Raw genomic sequence first — 20875 nt, 5'->3', positions numbered from 1 at the left:
AAAAGTGAGTAATTAAATTTAATTATTCTGTGCGCTCAAACATTAAATCCCACACGCCATGACCTAGGCGATGTCCGCGTTGCTCAAACTTAGTAAGCGGGCGCAAATCTGGACGAGGAACATAATCATTTGTTTCTGATTGGTTTTTAAAACCAGGAGCTACATTCATTACTTCGAGCATGTGCTCTGCGTAGTTTTCCCAGTCTGTTGCCATATGAAAAACGCCACCCATTTTAAGTTGGGCTCTTAGCTTTTCAACAAACTCAGTTTGTACAATACGGCGCTTGTGGTGACGCTTTTTATGCCAAGGGTCAGGGAAAAATAGTTGTAGTGTTGTTAAGCTTTCATTAGGTATGCAATCTGCAAGTACTTCAACTGCATCGTGTTCAAAAATACGTAAGTTGGTAATGCCTGCTTCATCGGCATCCATTAAACAAGCACCAACGCCTGGGCGGTGTACTTCAATACCGATAAAGTTTAGGTGAGGGGCATTTGTTGCCATTTCGACAAGCGACTTACCCATACCAAAACCAATTTCTACTACTACATCGTTGTTGTTGCCAAAAACTTCGCTTAAATCAAGCATACCGTTTTTATGCTCTAGGCCCATTGTTGGCCAGCATTTTTCGATTGCAGCGGCTTGGCCTTTGGTTAATCGACCTTCGCGTTTTACAAAACTGCGAATGGTGCGGATGTATTTACCTTCTTGCTTAGCTTGCTCAAGGTTAGTGTTGCTTGATTCACTCATATTATTGGCCTGACAAAAACAATGTGTTTAAAAATGGTTGCATATTATCCCTGACCGAGGCCGCAATCACAAGTATTAGCTGGTTTTACACCCCGTATAGCTTGATCTTTTTGTTAACTGCAATAGACTGAGCCGCCATTGGGCATCAGTAAAAGTTAAAAATGTTGGATTTAAATAAAGAACAGTCACACTGCTTTTCTAATCAAGTTGTTGATTGGTATCACCTTCATGGGCGTAAAACACTCCCGTGGCAGCTAGGTAAAACACCTTATAAAGTGTGGGTGTCTGAAGTGATGCTGCAGCAAACCCAAGTTATTACTGTTATTCCATACTTTGAAAAGTTTATGCAAAGCTTTCCAGATATTATCGCTTTAGCTGATGCGGATGAAGACTTAGTACTGCATCACTGGACCGGCTTAGGGTATTACGCTCGTGCGCGTAACTTACACAAAACAGCTAAAATAGTGCGTGACAAATACCAAGGTGAGTTTCCGAAAACACTTGAGGAAGTAATGGATTTACCTGGAATAGGGCGCTCTACTGCAGGGGCTGTTTTATCATTGTCGCTTGGACAGCATCACCCTATTTTAGATGGGAACGTGAAGCGAGTTTTAGCGCGCTATTTTATGATTGAGGGCTGGTACGGCGTTAAAAAAGTCGAAAACCAGCTTTGGCATTTATCAGAGCAGTTAACGCCTAAAGATAATGTTACTGAGTTTAATCAAGCTATGATGGATTTAGGGTCTAGCGTTTGCTCACGCAGCCGGTTTGATTGCGAGGCTTGCCCATTAAACTCAGGCTGTGGTGCTTTTAATGCAGGTAAAGTAAAAGAGTTTCCACATTCTAAACCTAAAAAAGCAGTTCCTAAAAAGAGTTGTCATCAGTTAATTATTCAGTGTAGTGATAAAGTGCTTATGGAAAAACGTCCTAACAGCGGTATTTGGGGCGGATTGTTTGGCTTTTTTGAATTTAATGAGTACGAAGAGCTTCAAATATTTTTAGCTCAGCAAGGCCTAGAGGCTAGTTTAGTAGAACTTGAAGCGTTTATTCATGTGTTTTCACATTTTGAGCTGAGGATTAACCCGCATGTGCTCAATGTTAAGAAAACTCCTGATGTGGTAAACGATAAGCAATTAATCTGGTATCCGCTTGATCAATCAATAGAGGTTGGCCTAGCAGCGCCAACTAAAAAGTTGGTTAAACAAATTACAGCAATAGTATAGAATAGCCCCATATTTAGCGTTAGAGAGAATCAATCATGGCACGTACAGTATTTTGTCAAAAGTTACAAAAAGAAGCCGAAGGGCTTGGCTTTCAGTTATACCCTGGTGAAATTGGTGAAAAGATTTTTAATAACATCTCTAAAGAAGCGTGGGCTCAGTGGCAACATAAACAAACAATGCTTATTAACGAAAAGCATTTAAATATGATGGACCCAGAACACCGCACATTTTTAGAAGAGCAAATGGTTGGTTTTTTGTTTGAAAATAAAGATGTAGAAATTGAAGGTTATCGACCGCCTGAAAAGTAATGTTTTAAATAAAAAAAAGGGCTATTAAGCCCTTTTTTTATGTTTATTTATTCATTTAACTCATCTTCTTGCTCAGATATTTTAATTTGTTCCTTTAAAAATTGAGCAGCTTTAGAGTATTCAATTTCCAGCTTATCTCTTAACTCTATTAATTCATCGGTTGTGAGTTCACCTTCTTTACATTTATCTTCAAATGCACTTGAAAGTTCTGCCACCGTTTGGGCACCAATTGTCTTGGAGATCGATTTTAATTGATGACACCCTTCAATAATCTCATTTAAATCGTTAACCATAACGCCGGAATTAATACTCTTAATTAAGCCTTGGCTTTGTTCTAAATACATTTTGAAAAAACGAATTTGCTTAGCGTCATCACCGTTTACATATTTAGCAACAGCTTCCATATCAATAGGTAGTGCCATAGTTTGATGAATAACTACATTTGGGTTTTGGCTTTGTTTATCGCTCCAACGTTTTAGAGTTTCTTCTAACGCGTTTAGCTCTATAGGTTTGGTAATGAAGTCGTTAATACCTACCGCTAAACAGCGCTCTTTTTCGCCTTTAAGTGCGTTTGCTGTTACTGCAATAATGTAAGGCTGTGCATCAATCGATTCTAATAGCTCTGCTTCATTACGGATTTTTTCGACCATATCGTAACCCGACATTTTAGGCATGTGTAAGTCGGTTAAAATAAGTGAGTAATCACCTTTTCTCCACATATCTAGACCTTCTTCACCGTTGTTAGCTATTTCAACGCCAAAGCCCAGTATATGTAGTTGATCGGTGAGGACTTGTTGGTTTAGAAGGTTATCTTCAACAAGTAGAACCAATTTGTTTGAATTACGTGCCTGCTCAACATTTAAATAGTTATTAAGTGTTTTGGTTTTTTTAATTTGCTTAGGTGTATGTAACCCTGCAGCCACCAATATAGAAAGCATAAAGTTAGATTTACATAGAGGAGAGGCATTAATATAAAAAATGTTTTTATGATTTATAGCTGCTTCATCAAGCTTACTTAGTACAACAACTTGTTGGTTATAATCCTCTAATGAATAAAATAAACGTCTTAGCAGCGCATTAGTTTTATCCATATTGTCTATGCCATCAGCTACCCAAATAATATTTTGTGAATGCTGGTGCTCTTCAATTTCTTCTTCTGTGTGTGCATAAATTATTTTAGCGCCCATGAACGATAAATAACGGTACATTGTTTTTTCACGTTCTAGGTGATTACTAACTACAACAATTTGCTTACCATTTAATGCACCTTTATGTGCGTACTTAATTTTACCCGATGTGCTAAACGGCAGCTCTACTGTAAACTCACTGCCAATTCCGGTATGACTAGTTACATGAATAGTACCTAGCATAAGCTCAGTTAAGCTTTTACAAATAGAAAGACCTAAACCGGTGCCACCATATTCTCGGGTAATTGAGTTTTCGGCCTGAATAAATGGATTAAATATTTCGCGAAGTTGCGTCTGCGACATGCCTTTACCGTTATCAGTTACGCAAAAGCGTAAGGTAAAGTGATCAGTCGTATTATGAACCACCTCTACTGATATTTTTACATGGCCTTGGGTTTTTTCATCAGTGCTAGTGAATTTAATTGCGTTGCTACATAGGTTATAAAGCACCTGACGTACACGCACACTATCACCGGTAAGGTTGACTGGAATATCTGGTGCTATTGCTAGTTCTAAATCAAGCTCACGTTTTTTAGCAACTGATGAGAGCACTCGAGCAACTTCTTCAATGGTATCGGTTACCGAAAATGGGATCGGGTCAATATTTAGCTTTCCAGCCTCAATTTTAGAAAAATCTAAGATATCATCCAAAATGCTCAATAACGAAAATGCTGATTCACGAATAATTGTACTTAAACGATGTTGAGCGCCATCAAGTTCGGTCTGGCGCAGTAAATCAATAGTGCCTATAACACCATTCATCGGTGTTCTTATTTCGTGGCTCATTGTGGCTAAAAAGGTCGTTTTGGTTTCGCTTGCTCGCTCTGCTTTTAATGTGGCTTGCTCAAGCGCTATAGTACGATTTTGCACTTCGGCTTCTAGGCCATTTTGTAATTTATAAAGCTCTTTTTGTGCGGCGTCATTCTCACTCATCGCAGTCTGTACTTTTTGTAGCAGTAAGTTAATGTTTTTTGCCACTACACCTAAACCAATATCAAGCTGCTCATCAACACTACTATTGTAATTAGCATTTTCGGTGATTGCCTGCAGCTCTTGTGTAAGAGTGTCAGTACTTTTTCGTAAGCGACTATTAATGTACATATTAAACATTAAAGTAAATATAAATAATGCAGCTACGCTTGCTATCGCAATAATGTAGGCAATAACTTGAGAGTTTTGAGCGCTTAAAGGAGCGGTTGGTAGGTTTTGCTTAATAATAAGCTCGCCAATAGGTTGATCGTTTAACAGCAGTAAGTGATGTAGGATGCCTTCTTCTACTAGATGCTTTTCAGTTTTAATTGAAGCGATAGCAGGTTTACTACTGCTATATACCAATTGAGTACCTGATGTTGGATTGAAGCGATATAGAGTATATTCAAAGTCATCATCTAATAACGACGTTAAATCAAGTAACTGCCTTACTTTACCTTGACCATACATAGTTAATGCATCAACCATAGGTAAGTCTAATCTATCGGCAAGCGTTACAATATTAACAGATGATGCAGGTTGGGCTGTCTTAACTTCAGTTTGTGAATAAAATGAGTGGGCAATAATAGCAAGCGCTGTTACTGCAATATTTATGATTAAAAAAAGAGGTAATAAGCCTTTGACTGGCGATGAAAATTTACTCTGCATTGATTGTTTCCAATTGATGTGATTTTACTACGATAAGTCCCTATCGTACGTATCTAAGCTAATCGTAACATTTACAAAAAATAATTCACTACGGTTTTAGTCTGATTTATTTATATTTATAGTTCGATTTGTGGTAAAAATGAACGTTATTAATAAAAAACACACTGAGTTGTCTGAAAACCGTTCAAACAGTTATAAAGAATAAAAAAAAAGTTGACTTGTAAGGGCAAAACTCGTTTAATACGCCGCACGCCCAGATAGCTCAGTCGGTAGAGATGAGTGGGAATTGCATTAAAAATACTTTAAGATTTTTAATTAGCACTGTTTAGTGCCTCGATAGCTCAGTTGGTAGAGCAGAGGATTGAAAATCCTCGTGTCCCTGGTTCGATTCCGGGTCGAGGCACCATTTATTAAATTAGTGGTGTTTAATCAACAGTTTAAACATTATTACGCGTGCCTTAGCACACAGTTTTGTGTGCCGACTTAGCTCAGCTGGTAGAGCAACTGACTTGTAATCAGTAGGTCAACCGTTCGACTCGGTTAGTCGGCACCATTTATTAAGTTAAAGGTTAATTTTATTAATCGGTAACTAGCACAGTTTATGTGCCTCGATAGCTCAGTCGGTAGAGCAGAGGATTGAAAATCCTCGTGTCCGTGGTTCGATTCCGCGTCGAGGCACCATTTACTTTAAGTTCTCAATCTTTAAAATTGAACGTGCCTTAGCACACAGTTTTGTGTGCCGACTTAGCTCAGCTGGTAGAGCAACTGACTTGTAATCAGTAGGTCAACCGTTCGACTCGGTTAGTCGGCACCATTTATTTAAAGTAGTTTGAAAAGAAAAACTGTAATCAGTAGTCTGTTCAAATTACCCGTCGACTCGGTTAGTCGGCACCATTTATTAAGTTAAAGGTTAATTTCGTTAATCTGTAACTAGCACAGTTTATGTGCCTCGATAGCTCAGTCGGTAGAGCAGAGGATTGAAAATCCTCGTGTCCGTGGTTCGATTCCGCGTCGAGGCACCATTTATTGAAAAGCCTTGCTTATGCAAGGTTTTTTTATTTTAAGTGCTTTATAAAAGTTCTCAATCTTTAAAATTGAACGTGCCTTAGCACACAGTTTTGTGTGCCGACTTAGCTCAGCTGGTAGAGCAACTGACTTGTAATCAGTAGGTCAACCGTTCGACTCGGTTAGTCGGCACCATTTATTTTAGGTAACTTGAAGCAACTGACTTGTAATCAGTAGTCTGTATAAGTTACCCGCTCGACTTTGTTAGTCGGCACCATTTATTTAAAAGCCTCGCTTATAGCGGGGCTTTTTTGTTTCTATATGTCTAATACCAATCCGCAATAATACTTAATTAATTTGAGTGATTAAACCTGCCGTTAACTGCGTTAAAAATTTCTGATATAAGACAAAAATAACGAAATTTTTGCCTTGTTATCGACACGATTTTCTTACCTCAAAATAGATCACTTAATTAAGCGAATAGGTATAATCTTTTAGATACACTACAAAAAGTTAATTTTAGTATTAAAAATTGCTGATCATTTACTCATTTTTACCGTATAACTGGCTATTATGTTAATTCATCGCTAGCTATGTAATGTTATGTAAAGTAAGTTGAGCAAAATTTGCCAAAGTGCTTGAATTACGTTCATAAATAGCAGTAATTTAGGTTTAATTATGATTTGGCAATGCAAGCCAACCCTACTGGCAATTAGTGTGATGCTGCTCAGCGGCTGTGCGAGTGATTTAAACTCGTCTCAGCGCATGCAAGTCCCTAATAATATGCCTCAGCAATGGCAGCAAGAAGCATCAAGCTCAGTATTAAAAATACAAGAGCAATGGCTTACACAATTACAAAATCCTACGCTTAATAAATTTGTACAACAAGCACTTAAAAATAACCAACAGCTTTTGCAAACGAGTTATGATGTTGAAATTCAAAAGCAGCAACTTATAGTCTCGGGTGCTGCACTTTGGCCAAGCCTCGATTTATCAACACGTACAAGCCGTAGTAAAGACAACCGCCCTGTAAGTTACGACAACGCAAGCTCAGCTAGTTTAAACTTAACTTACGAGGTTGATTTATGGGGTAAGCTCTCTGACGCCAAGCGCGAAGCTAATCTTAACTATTTAGCTCAGCAGGCACGGTTTGAGCAAGCTAAACAGCAACTTGTTGCTGATGTGGTAACAGGTTGGTTTGATGTGGTTACGGCGCAGCAATTACTGGATTTATTTAAACGTCGCGAAGCCAACTCACAACAAAATCTCGATATTATTGAAGCTGGCTATCGCCAAGGCATAAACGAAGCGCTCGATGTGTATTTAGCGCGTAATGAGCTTAATAATGAACGCTCTCGCATTGCCACTCAAAAAGCGAGTTTATCGGCATCAGCACGTGTACTTGAGCGTTTACTTGGTGAATACCCAAAAGGCGCTATTACTGCTAGTAGTGACTTACCTGTTATTAATACCGATATTCCTCTAGGATTACCTTCTGAGCTTATAACGCGAAAACCTACTCTACGTGCAAGTTGGTATGAGCTTTTAGCAGCCGACGCATCATTGGCATATGCGCACAAACAACGCTTTCCAAGTTTAGATTTAACAGCTTCATTAAGTGATAGTACAGACAGAGTAAGCGACTTGTTTTCTCCATCAAGCCTTGCATGGTCTTTGTTAGGTAGTATTTCAGCGCCACTTTTTGAAGGTGGGCGCTTAAAAGCCAACGAAGAAATAGCGCGTCTTAATACTCAAAAGCAAGAGCAGCTTTATTTACAAACGCTTTATGACGCATTTGGTGATGTTGAAAATGCAATTTCGCAGCAGCAGTCCCTCAAAGCTCAATATACAAGCACGTTAGAGGCACAAGAAAACGCACTTGCTGCAGAGCAATTGTCGTTTGAGCAGTATCAAAGTGGCTTGGTAACTTACACGACAGTGCTTGATGCCCAAGACCGTTCTTTTGACGCGCAAAGCTCCTTAATCGATATTAAAAACCAATTAATAGCCAATAGAATTAACCTACACATTGCCCTTGGTGGTGATTTTGCAAAGCCCTCAAGTGAACTAAAGAGCAATAACGATGAAAACTAAAACAGCAAAAATTATTATTCCAGCGGTGGTTATTGTTGCCACAATTTTAATTGTTATGTTTATTAAGGGGAATCCACCAGAGGCTAAACGCTTTGGGGCACCTCCTAAGGCATCAATAAGTGTGGCTGCGCTTGAGCTAAAACCACAAAATTATCAAGTTATGATAGACAGCTACGGTACGGTAAAACCACGTACACAAAGTTTGTTAGTGGCTCAGGCATCTGGGCAAATAATTGAAGTAAGTGATGACTTTAGAGAAGGCGGTTTTTTTGAAAAAGGCGATGTACTTTTAAAACTAGACGACAGAGATCATCAGGCTGAAGTTAAATCTGCTCAAGCCAATTTATTAACAGCAGAGCAAGGTTTGCTAGAAGAGAAGGCGCGTGGGCAACAAGCTATTACCGATTGGAAGCGCCTTGGCGGCTCAAATCAGGCAAGCAGCTTAGTACTACGTGAGCCACAACTAGCAGCCGCTGAAGCTGAGGTTTTATCGGCTCAGGCAGCACTTGAAAAAGCGATGCTTGATTTAGAGCGCACTAAAGTAACGGCGCCATATGCGGGGCGTATACTTAGCCGCAGTGTTGATTTAGGGCAAGTTGTTACCAACAACACACAGTTAGCAACCATTTACGCAATCGATAGCGTTGAGATTCGCTTACCAATTAAAAATAAAGATCTCCCATTTGTAAATTTACCAGAGCAGTATCGCGATGGTGCTAAAAACCAAGCGGGTTCAATTGTTAAATTTACTTCTGACTTAGTAGGTGAGCAAACGTGGCAAGGTCAATTAGCACGCACAGAAGGTGCTATAGATGAAGGCGCACAGCAGCTTTATGTAGTTGCTAAAATTAATGACCCGTATAAAGCAACAGCAAATAACCAGTACCCAATAAAAATTGGGCAGTATATAAAAGCGCAAATTACCGGCAGAACAGTATCTAACGCACTTATAATTCCTAACAGTACAATTTATCAAGGAACGTACGTTTACATTGTTGAAGGTGGCGTACTTAAGCGCAAAGACATCACACTAGCTTGGCAAAATGCGACTCAGGCGATGATAAAAACCGGTTTAAACGCAAATGATAAGCTTGTTATTACTCCACTTGGCCAAGTAAGTTCAGGAACTCAAGTAAGTATTTTAGGTGAACAAAGCGCAGATCAACCTAAAAGCCGTGGAGTGAATGGGCAAGGTAAAGGAAAGCGTCTGACTCCAGAGCAGCTTGAACAAAAAGCAAAAGAGCTTGGTATTAGTGTTGAAGAGTTAAAAAAACGCCGTCCAGCAAAGCAAGGAGATAAGCCATGATAGCTTGGTTTGCCAAAAACCATGTTGCAGCTAACTTATTGCTAGTAACACTGCTGCTGTCGGGGCTTTTTAGTTTATCGACTAAAATACCGCTTGAAGTATTCCCTTCATTCGAAACCGACATGATAAGCGTGAACGTAAGTTTGCGCGGTTCAACACCAGAGGATGTAGAGCAAGGCGTAACAATTCGTATAGAAGAAGCCGTACAAGATTTAGAGGGCATAAAGCAAATATTTAGCCGCTCTTCTGAAGGCTCAGGCTCTGTAACAATTGAAGTTGAAACGGGCTACGACCCGCGTGAGCTTTTAGCTGATATTAAAAGTCGTGTAGATGCAATTAATACCTTTCCAGCGGATGCTGAAAAGCCAATAGTGGCGCTTGCGGAACGAATTCGCGAAGTTATCGCGGTTACCGTATCAAGTGATTACGGCGAAAAAGAAACCCGCGAATACGCAGAAACAGTACGCGATCAAATTCTACGTTTACCAAATGTGACGCAGGTAGAGCTAAGTGGTGTTCGTGATTACGAAATTGCCATTGAAGTAAGCCAAGACGTTCTTCGTCAGTACGATTTAAGCCTTGCACAAATATCGAGTGCCATTGCTAATTCAAGCTCTGATATTTCTGCTGGTAACTTGAAAACTGAAGGTGGGGACGTACTTATAAGCTCTAAAGGGCAAGCATATCGTAAAGATGAATTTGCCAATATTGTTGTTAAAAACCAAGCTGACGGCACGATTATTCGTTTAGGCGATATTGCAATAATTAAAGACGATTTTGAAGAAACCCCAGTACGTACTCGCTTTAATGGTAAGCAGGCTGCATTTATCGACGTATATCGAATTGGTCCGCAAAGTGCGATTACTGTTGCTGACGAAGTTAAAAATTACATAAAAGAGCAACAAAGCTCCCTTCCACAAGGATTTGAACTAAGTTACTGGGATGATGATTCGGAGCTGGTTAAAAGTCGAATTGCCACACTAACGACAAATGCCCTACAAGGCGGTATTTTAGTACTTGCTTTGCTTACTTTGTTTTTACGACCTGCAATTGCATTTTGGGTATTTATTGGTATTCCGGTTTCGTTTATGGGCGCGTTTATAGCGATGCCTATATTTGGCGTAACCCTTAATATTATGAGCTTATTTGGCTTTATATTAGTACTTGGGATTGTTGTTGATGACGCCATAGTTACTGGCGAAAATGTCTATACCCATTTAAAAACAGCTAAGTCGGGCGAGCAGGCTGCAATTTTAGGTACTCAAGAAGTCGCAACACCAGTAACATTTGGTGTATTAACTACCGTTGCCGCCTTTTTACCTTTGGCCTTTATTGAAGGGGCGCGCGGTGCTTTGTTTGCACAAATACCGGTAGTGGTTATTCCGGTATTATTGTTTTCATTGATTGAATCTAAATTTGTACTACCCGCACATTTAAAATATATAAAACTACGCCACGAAAAAGGCGAACCTTCAAAGTTTGATGTTATTCAACAGCGTTTTGCAGATGGATTTGAAAACGCGATTTTAAAATATTACCAACCCACTTTAAATTTAGCACTGCGCCATAAATTGGCTTCGGTAAGTTTGTTTGTTGGTGTGTTTATAATAATTTTAACCATGATCACTAGTGGTTGGACTAAGTTTGTATTTTTCCCGCGTATACCAAGCGAAACAGTCCGCGTTAACTTAACACTACCAACAGGTACGCCGTTTGAAGTCACTAATAAATACGTAATTGATATGTCGCAAAAGGCGCAGCAATTACAAGAAAAATACCGCGACCCAGATACAGGTGAAAGCGTTATTTTAAATATATTAGCCACAACAGGTGGGCGCGGTGGTGTATCTAATTCAGGTTCAGTACGCTTTGAAATAACACCGGCTGAAAAGCGTGAATCAGACATAGGATCAAGAGAGCTAGCCAGCGAATGGCGAGATTTAATTGGTGTCATTCCAGGCGCTGAAAGCTTAACGTTTAGAGCTGAAATTGGCCGAAGTTCTGACCCAATTGACGTGCAGCTGAGCGGGACTTCGTTGACTATTTTACAAGACGTGGCTGATCACATTAAAACCCGTTTATCGACCTACCCAACGGTATTTGATATTGCCGATAGCATGTCTGATGGTAAAGAAGAGTTACAAATAGAGCTTACGCAGCAAGGCTTAGCGCTGGGCTTAAATAGAGTCAATGTTGCAGGTCAAGTGCGTAACTCGTTCTTTGGCTCGCAAGTCCAACGTATTCAGCGCGGACGTGATGATGTACGAGTAATGGTACGCTTGCCCATAGACGAGCGCCGCTCTGTAGCCGATTTACAAAATATACTCATCAATACACCTACTGGTGGCTCGGTGCCGTTATCGCATGTTGCAACCCTTACCGCAGGGCAAAGCCCGTCAACTATTAACCGAATAGACCGCTACCGTACTTTAAATGTAACAGCGGATATCGAAAAAAATAACACCAACATGACCATACTTCAGGCTGACCTAACGGAGTATTTAGATGAATTAATGCAGCAATATCCTGGAGTAGATTACAAACTAGAAGGTGAGGCTAAAGAGCAGCGAGAGTCGTTTGGGTCATTGGCTTGGGCGCTTGTGTTTGTATTTTTCATAATTTATGCGCTATTAGCAATACCGCTTAAATCTTACTTACAGCCAATTATAGTAATGAGTGTAATTCCATTTGGCATGATAGGTGCTGTAGTCGGGCATTGGATTATGGGCATGGATTTAACCATTATGAGCTTGCTTGGTATGCTCGCTTTAACTGGGGTGGTAGTAAATGACTCCCTTGTACTAGTTGATTTTATCAATAAAAAGCGCAGTGAAGGCGGCAAATTACTAGATGCGGTTAAAATTGCAGGTGCATCGCGTTTTCGCCCTGTAATGCTAACTAGTTTAACGACCTTTATTGGCTTAATGCCGTTATTATTTGAAAAAGCGACTCAGGCGCAGTTTTTAATACCTATGGCGGTAAGTCTAGGGTTTGGGATTATTTTTGCGACCTTTATTACTTTATTGTTAGTGCCAATAAACTACATGATGATGGAGCGCTTTCAAGGTTGGTTTAAGTAAATAAGCGTAAGCATTTAAAATTTAGCTGTAAGTAAGAAATTGCTTGCAGCTTTTTTTTGCCAAAAATTATAAAAATAATGTACGAAGGTATAGCAAAAAAATGAATAAGTAATAAGAGGGAGTATAAAAATAAGAAGGTGTTCCCCAAGATACGGTACCCGGTTTCAGTCCTGAAACCAGAAGGTTTCAGGGCGGAAATCTGCGGTTTACCGTAGGCTTCTCGGTACATGCCGAGCTTGCACAATAGTAGACGAACAGAAATCCTGGTATAAAATTTATCGGCTCAGGGACTTAACCAAGCTCCGGTACCCCAGGGAACAATTTAAGTATATAAGACATAATCCAATCCTTAAACCCTAAACGTAAAAAATTAAACCGTTCGCTTAGTTTTCCCGCACCTTTAACTCGTCATTTACTTTATCGCATGGTTTTTGAGCTTGATCATACAATTAATTGGAGTTGCTTTTTATCGAGTGGTAGCATTGCCTTAACTTGCAAAGCGAAGATTCGATTATGAACGATTTACCCGATTACGAAAAAGCTCAACTGCTTTTAGAAAAAAACGAAATATTTGTATCACCTGCCGAAGCGCATGGTGTAATTAGTGGTTTACTTGCGTGTGGTTTAACCATTGACGACAAAGAATACTTAGGCCTTTTGAGCGATGTGTTTAACGATGGTGAATCATTTAGTAACGATTTAAAGCAGTTTTTTGGCACTATTTATAAGCAAGTAGTTGCGAGCTTTAATGATGACGAATTTCAGTTTGATTTATTTTTACCAAACGATGACGAAACACTCATCGATCAGGCTAATGGCCTCGTATCATGGGTAGCAGGGTTTATGCTTGGTTTTGGCTTAAAGCAAAAAGATTACGGTAAGTTATCAAGCGATGTTAAAGAGGTTATTACTGACTTTAGCGAAATCACTCGCCTAGATACCACTTTTGAAGAAACCGAAGAAGACAGCCAAGCGCTGCACGAAGTGATTGAATATGTGCGCGTATCAGCACTACTTTGTTTTGCAGAGCTTGGTAAAGAGCAAAACACGCAAAGTACTAAAAAAACACTTCATTAGTTTAAAAAGTTAAACGGGTTGGTTAATAATGGTTGAAGTACAAAAGTCAGAATTTAAAGCACGCCGTGAGCGTTTACTTGCGCAAATGGATAAAAATAGCGTTGCTATTATTCCCGCTGCGAGCGAAGTGACGCGTAGCCGCGATACCGAATATGCATTTAGACAAGATAGCGACTTTTTCTATTTAACAGGCTTTAACGAACCCGACGCTGTACTTGTACTATGTAACAACAGCGATGCACCCAGTACTTTATTTTGCCTAGATAAAGACAAGCTTGCAGAAATTTGGCATGGCCGCAGAGTTGGCTTTGATAAAGCTAAAAGTGACTACTTGTTTGATGAAGCTTACCCGTTAAGTGAATTAAACGATAAGCTACTCGATATACTAAATGAAAAAGATGCGATTTATTTTGCACAAGGTGCTTATCCTTCATTTGATACCAAAGTGTTTACGTTACTAGGCACACTTAGAAGTGGTGCGCGAAAAGGCCTCAAAGCACCGAGTACTTTAAAAGAAATACGCGGCCTTATTCATGAAATGCGTTTGTTTAAATCGCCAAGCGAAGTAAATGTTATGCGAGAAGGCTGTGAAATTAGTGCGCGAGGGCATATGCGCGCTATGCGTTTTTCACACCCCGGAGCTACTGAATTTCAGCTAGAGGCTGAGCTGCATCATCATTATGCTATGAATGGTGCGCCGCACCCGGCGTACGGCACAATTGTTGGTAGTGGCGACAACGCCAATATTTTACATTACACGCAAAATAGCGACGTATTAAAAAATGGCGACCTGGTACTTATAGATTCCGGTTGTGAACTACAAGGTTACGCCGCCGATATTACCCGTACTTTTCCAGTAAATGGACAATTTAGCGAAGAGCAAGCCGCGCTTTACAATATTGTACTTAAAGCGCAAGAAGTTGCTTTTGATGAAGTAAAACCAGGTGGTTACATGTCGCATGCTAATAAACTAGCAATGGAAGTAATGACCCAAGGTTTACTTGATTTAGGTATTTTAACCGGCGACTTTGATGAGCTAATGGCAAAAGGGGCATGTAAAGAATATTACATGCACGGGCTTGGGCATTGGCTTGGTTTAGATGTACATGATGTTGGCGATTACAAAGTAAATAACGTTGAGCGTGCATTTGAGCCCGGTATGGTACTCACCATAGAGCCTGGGCTTTATATCAGCGAAGACTCAAGCGCACCGCAAAAATACAAAGGCATTGGTATTCGTATTGAAGATAACTTGCTAGTTACCGAAACAGGCCATGAAAACTTGACCCTAAGCGTGCCTAAAAAAATTAGCGATATAGAAGCACTTATGCAAAGTGCTAAAAACGTATAAAGCTCGGAGAGTAAAGTGGCTAAGCAGTTTGATGTAGTTGTTATTGGCGGTGGTTTAGCGGGAGCAAGCTGCGCGTTAAGTGTGGCTAAAACTAATCCCGCGTTAAATATTGCCGTTGTAGAAGCTAATCAAGTTACCGGCGACTACCACCCAAGCTTTGACGACAGAAGCATTGCACTTGCTCAGCAATCGGTAGAGTATTTACAAAGCCTCAATTTATTTGAACAAAATGCCCCTTACACCGCCGTAATCAAAAAAGTGAGCGTGTCTGATAGAGGCCACTTTGGCAAAGCGCACATTAATTGCGACGAATTTGCTAAACCTTCACTTGGTTACGTAGTAGAAGTTAACCCTTTTGGCCGAGCGCTCCACCTGCGTTTAACGCAATCAAATATTACGCTTTTGTGCCCCGATAGCGTAATTGCCATTGAGCAAACCCTGCACAGCAATACACTTACCCTGCAAAGCGGCGAGCAATTAAGCGCAGCGCTATTGGTTATTGCTGATGGTACACAATCACCCACACGTAATTTACTTGAGCTTGGCTTTAATACCCAGCCTTATGAACAAGGCGCAATTATTGCCAATGTAGAAGTAGCTGGTGGGCATAATAATCATGCCTTTGAGCGTTTTACACAAAGCGGGCCTATGGCGTTATTACCCATGAGCAATAACCGTTATTCGTTGGTGTGGTGTATGAGCCAAGATCAGGTTGAACAGCACATGGCACTTAATGAACAAGACTTTATAAGTGCCCTACAAAGTGCGTTTGGTTATCGCGGTGGTCAATTTACTAAAGTAGGCATGCGCACGAGTTACCCGCTCGTTTACGGGCAAGTCGAGTCTTTGACTGCGCACCGTACAGTGGTTATTGGTAATGCCGCACATGCTATTCATCCTATTGCAGGGCAAGGTTTTAATTTAGGCCTTCGCGACGTGCAAGTACTAAGTAATTTAATAGCAAACAGCCAACACGGTTTAGGCAGCTATGCGTTTACACGTGAATATTCTAAAAAGCGCAGTGATGATATAAAAACCGTAATGAGCTTAACCGATGCACTTGTTAGGCTTTTTTCAAACTCATCGCGAGTGCTCGCATTGGGGCGCAGTATTGGGTTGTTTTCGATGGATTTATTTCCCGCATTAAAAGCGCCATTAGCCAAACAGTTAATGGGGCAAGTTAAACAAGGTAGGCGTTTATGAAGCAAGCACAGGTTTGTATTGTAGGTGGTGGCTGCGTAGGGCTAACACTAGCACTTGGATTGGCAAAAGCCGATATAAGCGTCGTTGTACTCGACGGCGCACCAACACAAGCGTTGCCAACTGACGAATATGGTTTGCGCGTAAGTGCGCTAAGCATTGCAAGTCAAACCTTGCTTGAGCAATTAAATGTATGGCCAGAAATTATCGCACAGCGAGCGTGCGCTTATACGCATATGGATGTACGTGATGCCGACAGTTTTGGCAAAATAGCGTTTGATAACAAACAACTTGAGCTTGAGCATTTAGGCCATATTGTTGAAAACGACATTATCCGCTACGCGCTTATAAAAGAGCTAGAGCAACAACCAAGTGCCACGCTAATGTTTGATACGCAGTATCAGCAAATACATCAAAGCGAATCAGATGTATTTATAACGCTTAAAAGCGGCGAGCCAATTATTGCAAAACTGCTGGTGGCCGCTGATGGGGCAAACTCAGCTATTCGCAAACAATTTAATATGGCACTTAGCTTTAAAGATTACGATCACCATGCGCTAGTCGCAACCGTAAAAACCAAAGAGCCGCACGAAAACACCGCACGCCAAGTGTTTTTACCAACCGGGCCGCTGGCATTTTTACCTCTGAGCGATGCAAATACCCATTCAATAGTATGGTCTACTAGCCCAAACCACTGCGATGAGCTGCTTGCAATGGACGACAGCAGCTTTAATAAAGCCGTAATGGCAGCCATAGATGGCCAATGCGGGCTGTGTGAAGTGCAAAGCAATCGCGCTGCTTTTCCACTTAAAATGCGCTACGCCCAGCAATGGGTTTCAGGCAAAGTGGTACTCATTGGCGATGCTGCACATACAATCCATCCACTTGCAGGGCTTGGTATGAATCTAGGCCTAAAAGATGCCGCTTATTTAATTGAGCTTTTAACAAGTAATAATAAAGAATTTGCAAGCACGCGCACACTTCGCGATTACGAACGTACCCGTAAGCTCGATGCGCAAAAGCACATAGCCATGATGCAAGGGTTAAAAGAGTTATTTGAAGGTGCAAACCCGGTTAAAAAACTTATCCGCGGAGTAGGGCTATCATTAGTTGATAATTTAGGCCCAATAAAACACCTGTTCGCTAAAGAAGCGATAGGAAAGTAACGTAGGTTGGGTTGAGCGAAGCGAAACCCAACGGATAAAGTAAAGCGATGAGCTTGATTAAAAAAACCGATGTTTAATTTAAACATCGGTTTTTTTTATGACGGTTTTAAATATATTAAAAGCTGCGCTTTTCACGCGAGCAAGCTCAGCGTCTATATGCAAAGTTTAACACTGAGCTTAATTTTACCTGTAGGCGTTTAGCTTGCTGACGCGACGAGCCTAGCTCGTAATTACTATCGTTAGCTAAAAAGCGCTTTGCGTTAAATCAGTTACAAATTCTTTTGTGCTTCATTCACCATATCCTTGAGAGCATCAATTAACTGCGGGTCGCGTGAGTTTTGCTTAGCAAGTTCTAATGCGTGTTTCATACTAGTGACGGCTTCTTTGAACTGCTTATTTGCAGTATAGCCTTGCGATAAACGCATGTGAGAATAGGCTGCATTTGGGTAATGGGTAGTAAAGTGTTTAAGCGTGGTAATAGCTTTGGCTGTGTTACCAAATTTTTGCTGGCTATGAGCAAATTCTACATATACATCTTGTGGAATTTTAAGCTCAAACCCATATTTATCACTCAGTGCTTGGTAGTAACCTGTAATAAGTGATACATCAGCAAATCTTCCGTGCTCGTCAGTAACGCTAAAAATTAGGTCGCCAAATAAGTGAATTAGGCTATCGCTAAGGGCTTGTAGTATGGTGCCCATATGACTAAAAGTAGGGTAATGCTTATATTCCCATTTTAGCTGTGTTGGCATTTGTTGTTCTAAATTTACTAAAGTATTTAATACACCTGTATAAAAGCGTGACCCTTCACTTGCTACACTAATAAATAACGATTGACCGCCTTTAGGGCTTTTAGTGTATTTTATAATATTATTTTTTAATTCTTCATCACTCCACCAACTGTTTGGGCTTATAGCTATATAGTTATTAAATAACTCAGGCTGATTAACTAAAGTATAAAGCGCTAAAGTACCTGCATTAGAGTGGCCAATTAAGGTGTTGTAGCCGTTAGTTGAGTAATTACTGTTTATATAAGGCATGAGTTCATCAGACACAAACTTTAAAAACTTGTCGGTTTGCCCCGCTTCAGGCCATTTATTTTTTACAAAGGTTTGAAACTCAGTTTTAGGTTCACCTTGTACTTTTGGTAAATAATCGCGAACACGGTTAGTTGTATCAATACCAACGAGCATTGCGTTAGGTATTTGCTCGTAATCAACTAAGGATTTTATAACCCCAGACGCCGTATGAAAGTGCTCAACACCATCAAGTAAATAAATAACATAAAGCGGCTGATCGTCTTTTACAGTGTCAGGTATGAAAATTTTAATGGGTCTGTCTTCGTTAAGTATTTTTGATTGTAAAATGACTTTTTTACCAACGGTTATGTCGGTTGTATTGGTTTTTGCGTGGCTTAAAAATGGTGTACTAAAAGTAAGTATTAATACGAGCGATAGTAAGAGCTTCATAAATATCCTTATTTAATAATGTATTGTTTAATAATTGCACGGCTTTAAGTTTGAGTAAATACTTATATTTTAAGGCAGGTGTTAGACTTAAGTAATTCAAAGCTGCGCTTTTTACGCGCGCAAGCTTGGCCTATATGATAAATATTAAACTGCGAGTTTAGCTTTTCCTTTAGGTCTACGGCTTGCTAACGGGATGAGCGAAGCTCGCAATAATTGCCTTTAAACTCTTATCTATAAAAGCTTAAAAAACCTGCTTGCTTAATTATCCGTCTAAGCGTAAAATGCGCGCTCATTTCGGCTTTTAAACTATTAATTCCTTGCCTTAAACCGACCGGCCGAAACGGTAGAAGGCTCTATTAACCGTAAGGAATATCCATGCGTCATTACGAAATCGTATTCATGGTTCACCCTGATCAGAGTGAGCAAGTAACTGGTATGATCGAACGTTATACTGGTTCTATCACTGAAGCTGGTGGTACTATCCACCGTCTTGAAGACTGGGGCCGCCGTCAACTGGCTTACCCAATCAACAAGCTTCATAAAGCTCATTATGTTCTTATGAACGTTGAAGCACCTACTGAAGTAATCAGCGAGCTAGAAACTACTTTCCGCTACAACGATGCAGTGCTTCGTAACTTAGTTATGCGTACTAAAAATGCTGTAACTGAAGCGTCTCCTCTTGCAAGAGAAGAGAAGAAAGAAGCACCAGCTGCTTAATTGTTTTGAGTCCTAGCATGGCATGTAGTCAGCAGTTATTATAATGGTTAGCCCATATATGAATCAGCTGGTTATATCTGGGGTAGTTTGTAAAACTCCCAAGTTTAGCCAAAGCCCTGCTGGCATCCCGCATTGTATTTTTGTTGTAGAACATAAATCAATGCAAACCGAAGCAGACCTTAACCGTAATAGTTATGTGAGGCTTCAGGTAGTTGCCAGTGGAAAGCAAATGCAACAACAGACTCAACATTTGCACGTTGGGCAGGCATTGCAAGTGAGTGGTTTTTTAAATCGCCACGAAGGTCGTAACGGCCTTAGCCAATTGGTTTTGCATGCTCAGCATATAGAAAGAATTATTTGAGGAATTAATCTCATGGCACGTTATTTCAGACGTCGTAAGTTCTGCCGCTTTAAAGCGGAAGGCGTACAACAAATCGATTACAAAGATCTAGCTACTCTTAGAAACTATGTTACAGAAAGTGGCAAAATCGTACCTAGCCGTATCACAGGTACTAGCGCTAAATACCAGCGCCAGCTAGCAACTGCTATTAAGCGTGCTCGCTACTTAGCCCTTCTTCCATACACTGACTTACATAAGTAAGCAGCGGATTAACAGTTTTTAAAAGGTGTAGAAACATGCAAGTTATTCTACTAGATAAGATCGCTAACCTAGGTAGCCTAGGTGAACAGGTTGTAGTTAAATCTGGTTTCGCACGTAACTTCCTTTTCCCGCAAGGTAAGGCAGTTCCTGCGACTAAAGCTAACATTGAAACGTTTGACGCTCGTCGTGCAGAACTTGAAGCGAAAATCGCTGAACAGTTAGTTGCTGCACAAGCACGCGCTGAAAAACTAGAAGCATTAGCAGAAGTTACATTAGTATCTAAAGCTGGTGACGAAGGTAAGTTATTCGGTTCAATCGGTACTCGTGACATCGCTGACGCTATCTCAGCTGTTGGTGTTGAAGTTGCTAAGTCAGAAGTTCGTTTGCCTCTAGGTACTATCCGTGAGACTGGTGAATTTGACGTATCAATTTCAGTTCACTCAGACGTAACGGCTACTATCAAAGTAATCGTAATCGCTGAAGCTTAATTTTTAATTAAGCTAAAAAAGCCGTGCTATTAGCACGGCTTTTTTGTGCCTATAATTTGGCTAACTTCATTAGTTGAGGGCACAGTTAAATAATACCAATCCGCAATAATACTTAATCATTTTGCGGGGCTAAACGTGTCGCTACCTGTGTTAAAAAATTCTCATTTACGACTGCATGGATGCAGAAGGTAGAGCAATGCAGGAGCAATTGCCGAGA

16 protein-coding genes, 6 tRNA genes and 1 other RNA gene are annotated in these 20875 nt (G+C 40.3%); 19 read left to right on the top strand and 4 right to left on the bottom strand.

Features of this window, described 5'->3' with window-relative positions; translation table 11 throughout:
* Positions 1 to 22: 22 nt before the first annotated feature.
* Positions 23 to 748 carry a tRNA (guanosine(46)-N7)-methyltransferase TrmB gene (gene trmB / locus H5090_RS07595; RefSeq protein WP_007582957.1) on the bottom strand — a complete coding sequence of 242 codons (726 nt, stop codon included), beginning with the start codon at positions 746 to 748 and terminating at the stop codon, positions 23 to 25.
* A gap of 161 nt (positions 749 to 909) precedes the next feature.
* Between trmB and mutY the strand changes: the two genes are divergently transcribed.
* Both mutY and H5090_RS07585 read left to right on the top strand, forming a co-directional pair.
* Positions 910 to 1971: an A/G-specific adenine glycosylase gene (mutY, locus tag H5090_RS07590; RefSeq protein WP_182695415.1), complete on the top strand. Its 1062-nt coding sequence runs from the start codon at positions 910 to 912 to the stop codon at positions 1969 to 1971.
* Between the two features lie 35 nt (positions 1972 to 2006).
* Complete coding sequence (locus H5090_RS07585; RefSeq protein ID WP_002962543.1) at positions 2007 to 2279, top strand: oxidative damage protection protein; 273 nt, start codon at positions 2007 to 2009, stop codon at positions 2277 to 2279.
* Between the two features lie 47 nt (positions 2280 to 2326).
* On the opposite strand, the gene H5090_RS07580 is transcribed toward H5090_RS07585, so the two are convergent.
* Positions 2327 to 5104: a hybrid sensor histidine kinase/response regulator gene (locus H5090_RS07580; RefSeq protein ID WP_182695414.1), complete on the bottom strand. Its 2778-nt coding sequence runs from the start codon at positions 5102 to 5104 to the stop codon at positions 2327 to 2329.
* Positions 5105 to 5434: 330 nt separating this feature from the next.
* Here H5090_RS07580 and H5090_RS07575 point away from each other — a divergent pair.
* The 9 genes from H5090_RS07575 (at position 5435) to H5090_RS07535 (ending at position 12589) form a co-directional block, all read left to right on the top strand.
* Positions 5435 to 5510, top strand: a tRNA-Phe gene (locus H5090_RS07575).
* Positions 5511 to 5581: 71 nt separating this feature from the next.
* Positions 5582 to 5657: transfer RNA gene (locus tag H5090_RS07570), tRNA-Thr, on the top strand.
* A 52-nt stretch (positions 5658 to 5709) separates the two neighbouring features.
* Positions 5710 to 5785, top strand: a tRNA-Phe gene (locus tag H5090_RS07565).
* A 57-nt stretch (positions 5786 to 5842) separates the two neighbouring features.
* Positions 5843 to 5918 (top strand) — tRNA-Thr (locus H5090_RS07560).
* 132 nt (positions 5919 to 6050) lie between these two features.
* A tRNA-Phe gene (locus H5090_RS07555) sits at positions 6051 to 6126 on the top strand.
* Between the two features lie 102 nt (positions 6127 to 6228).
* Positions 6229 to 6304: transfer RNA gene (locus tag H5090_RS07550), tRNA-Thr, on the top strand.
* 483 nt (positions 6305 to 6787) lie between these two features.
* The gene (locus tag H5090_RS07545) at positions 6788 to 8203 is read left to right on the top strand and encodes a TolC family protein (RefSeq protein WP_182695413.1); all 1416 of its coding nucleotides are present in this window, start codon (positions 6788 to 6790) and stop codon (positions 8201 to 8203) included.
* Positions 8193 to 9509, top strand: coding sequence for an efflux RND transporter periplasmic adaptor subunit (locus H5090_RS07540; RefSeq protein WP_182695412.1), 1317 nt, complete (start codon positions 8193 to 8195; stop codon positions 9507 to 9509). Before H5090_RS07545 ends, H5090_RS07540 begins: the two co-directional genes overlap by 11 nt.
* A complete protein-coding gene (locus H5090_RS07535; protein ID WP_182695411.1) occupies positions 9506 to 12589 on the top strand; it encodes an efflux RND transporter permease subunit in 3084 nt (1027 codons plus the stop codon). Before H5090_RS07540 ends, H5090_RS07535 begins: the two co-directional genes overlap by 4 nt.
* 137 nt (positions 12590 to 12726) lie before the next feature.
* Here the strand turns inward: H5090_RS07535 and ssrS are convergent.
* Positions 12727 to 12909, bottom strand: a non-coding RNA gene (gene ssrS / locus H5090_RS07530) — 6S RNA.
* A 193-nt stretch (positions 12910 to 13102) separates the two neighbouring features.
* On the opposite strand from ssrS, the gene H5090_RS07525 reads away from it, so the two are divergent.
* Genes H5090_RS07525 through H5090_RS07510 form a run of 4 tightly spaced genes read left to right on the top strand, consistent with a single transcriptional unit; the run spans position 13103 to position 17383 of the window.
* Positions 13103 to 13666, top strand: coding sequence for a UPF0149 family protein (locus tag H5090_RS07525; protein WP_002962745.1), 564 nt, complete (start codon positions 13103 to 13105; stop codon positions 13664 to 13666).
* Between the two features lie 28 nt (positions 13667 to 13694).
* The gene (gene pepP, locus H5090_RS07520; protein WP_182692801.1) at positions 13695 to 15017 is read left to right on the top strand and encodes a Xaa-Pro aminopeptidase; all 1323 of its coding nucleotides are present in this window, start codon (positions 13695 to 13697) and stop codon (positions 15015 to 15017) included.
* 15 nt (positions 15018 to 15032) lie between these two features.
* A complete protein-coding gene (gene ubiH, locus H5090_RS07515; RefSeq protein WP_182695410.1) occupies positions 15033 to 16220 on the top strand; it encodes a 2-octaprenyl-6-methoxyphenyl hydroxylase in 1188 nt (395 codons plus the stop codon).
* Positions 16217 to 17383: an FAD-dependent monooxygenase gene (locus tag H5090_RS07510; RefSeq protein ID WP_182695409.1), complete on the top strand. Its 1167-nt coding sequence runs from the start codon at positions 16217 to 16219 to the stop codon at positions 17381 to 17383. Before ubiH ends, H5090_RS07510 begins: the two co-directional genes overlap by 4 nt.
* Positions 17384 to 17652: 269 nt before the next feature.
* Here H5090_RS07510 and H5090_RS07505 read toward each other — a convergent pair whose 3' ends face one another.
* Positions 17653 to 18852 (bottom strand): alpha/beta hydrolase-fold protein, encoded by a 1200-nt coding sequence (locus H5090_RS07505; RefSeq protein ID WP_182695408.1) that lies wholly within the window; start codon positions 18850 to 18852, stop codon positions 17653 to 17655.
* 375 nt (positions 18853 to 19227) lie between these two features.
* On the opposite strand from H5090_RS07505, the gene rpsF reads away from it, so the two are divergent.
* Genes rpsF through rplI form a run of 4 tightly spaced genes read left to right on the top strand, consistent with a single transcriptional unit; the run spans position 19228 to position 20658 of the window.
* Positions 19228 to 19569 carry a 30S ribosomal protein S6 gene (gene rpsF / locus H5090_RS07500; RefSeq protein WP_002962750.1) on the top strand — a complete coding sequence of 114 codons (342 nt, stop codon included), beginning with the start codon at positions 19228 to 19230 and terminating at the stop codon, positions 19567 to 19569.
* 43 nt (positions 19570 to 19612) lie between these two features.
* Positions 19613 to 19930: a primosomal replication protein N gene (gene priB / locus H5090_RS07495; protein WP_004588456.1), complete on the top strand. Its 318-nt coding sequence runs from the start codon at positions 19613 to 19615 to the stop codon at positions 19928 to 19930.
* A gap of 12 nt (positions 19931 to 19942) precedes the next feature.
* The gene (gene rpsR, locus H5090_RS07490; RefSeq protein WP_002962753.1) at positions 19943 to 20170 is read left to right on the top strand and encodes a 30S ribosomal protein S18; all 228 of its coding nucleotides are present in this window, start codon (positions 19943 to 19945) and stop codon (positions 20168 to 20170) included.
* A gap of 35 nt (positions 20171 to 20205) precedes the next feature.
* On the top strand, positions 20206 to 20658 hold the full coding sequence (gene rplI, locus H5090_RS07485; protein WP_002962755.1) for a 50S ribosomal protein L9: 453 nt from the start codon (positions 20206 to 20208) through the stop codon (positions 20656 to 20658).
* Positions 20659 to 20875: the final 217 nt, after the last annotated feature.

Source organism: Pseudoalteromonas sp. SR43-5, assembly GCF_014163835.1.
GTDB classification, from domain to species: Bacteria; Pseudomonadota; Gammaproteobacteria; order Enterobacterales; family Alteromonadaceae; genus Pseudoalteromonas; species Pseudoalteromonas distincta.
Note: the sequence above shows the minus strand (reverse complement) of the source record. Positions and strands in the feature narration are given on the sequence as shown.